Source organism: Streptomyces triticagri (genome assembly GCF_003429565.1).
In the GTDB taxonomy this organism is placed as follows: Bacteria; Actinomycetota; Actinomycetes; order Streptomycetales; family Streptomycetaceae; genus Streptomyces; species Streptomyces triticagri.
The window spans coordinates 1-1,292 of sequence record NZ_QUAK01000144.1; the positions used below are offsets into that span (position 1 = coordinate 1).

1 rRNA gene is annotated in these 1,292 nt (G+C 56.6%); it reads left to right on the forward strand.

The features are described 5' to 3' along the window. A 23S ribosomal RNA gene (locus DY218_RS24345) occupies nucleotides 1-1,292 on the forward strand; the annotation flags it as partial.

Here is a 1,292-nt window from a genome sequence, read left to right on the forward strand (position 1 = left end):
TGTGGGTGAGACCTGATGCCGAGCCGATTGTGGTGAAGTGGATGATCCTATGCTGTCGAGAAAAGCCTCTAGCGAGTTTCATGGCGGCCCGTACCCTAAACCGACTCAGGTGGTCAGGTAGAGAATACCGAGGCGTTCGGGTGAACTATGGTTAAGGAACTCGGCAAAATGCCCCCGTAACTTCGGGAGAAGGGGGGCCACACCTGGTGATCACTCTTGCAGTGTGAGCTGGGGGTGGCCGCAGAGACCAGCGAGAAGCGACTGTTTACTAAAAACACAGGTCCGTGCGAAGCCGTAAGGCGATGTATACGGACTGACGCCTGCCCGGTGCTGGAACGTTAAGGGGACCGGTTAGTCATTCTTCGGGGTGGCGAAGCTGAGAACTTAAGCGCCAGTAAACGGCGGTGGTAACTATAACCATCCTAAGGTAGCGAAATTCCTTGTCGGGTAAGTTCCGACCTGCACGAATGGCGTAACGACTTCTCGACTGTCTCAACCATAGGCCCGGTGAAATTGCACTACGAGTAAAGATGCTCGTTTCGCGCAGCAGGACGGAAAGACCCCGGGACCTTTACTACAGTTTGATATTGGTGTTCGGTTCGGCTTGTGTAGGATAGGTGGGAGACTGTGAAGCGGCCACGCCAGTGGTTGTGGAGTCGTCGTTGAAATACCACTCTGGTCGTGCTGGATGTCTAACCTGGGTCCGTGATCCGGATCAGGGACAGTGTCTGATGGGTAGTTTAACTGGGGCGGTTGCCTCCCAAAGGGTAACGGAGGCGCCCAAAGGTTCCCTCAGCCTGGTTGGTAATCAGGTGTTGAGTGTAAGTGCACAAGGGAGCTTGACTGTGAGACCGACGGGTCGAGCAGGGACGAAAGTCGGGACTAGTGATCCGGCGGTGGCTTGTGGAAGCGCCGTCGCTCAACGGATAAAAGGTACCCCGGGGATAACAGGCTGATCTTCCCCAAGAGTCCATATCGACGGGATGGTTTGGCACCTCGATGTCGGCTCGTCGCATCCTGGGGCTGGAGTCGGTCCCAAGGGTTGGGCTGTTCGCCCATTAAAGCGGTACGCGAGCTGGGTTTAGAACGTCGTGAGACAGTTCGGTCCCTATCCGCTGTGCGCGTAGGAGTCTTGAGAAGGGCTGTCCCTAGTACGAGAGGACCGGGACGGACGAACCTCTGGTGTGCCAGTTGTCCTGCCAAGGGCATGGCTGGTTGGCTACGTTCGGGAGGGATAACCGCTGAAAGCATCTAAGCGGGAAGCCTGCTTCGAGATGAGGACTCCCACCCCC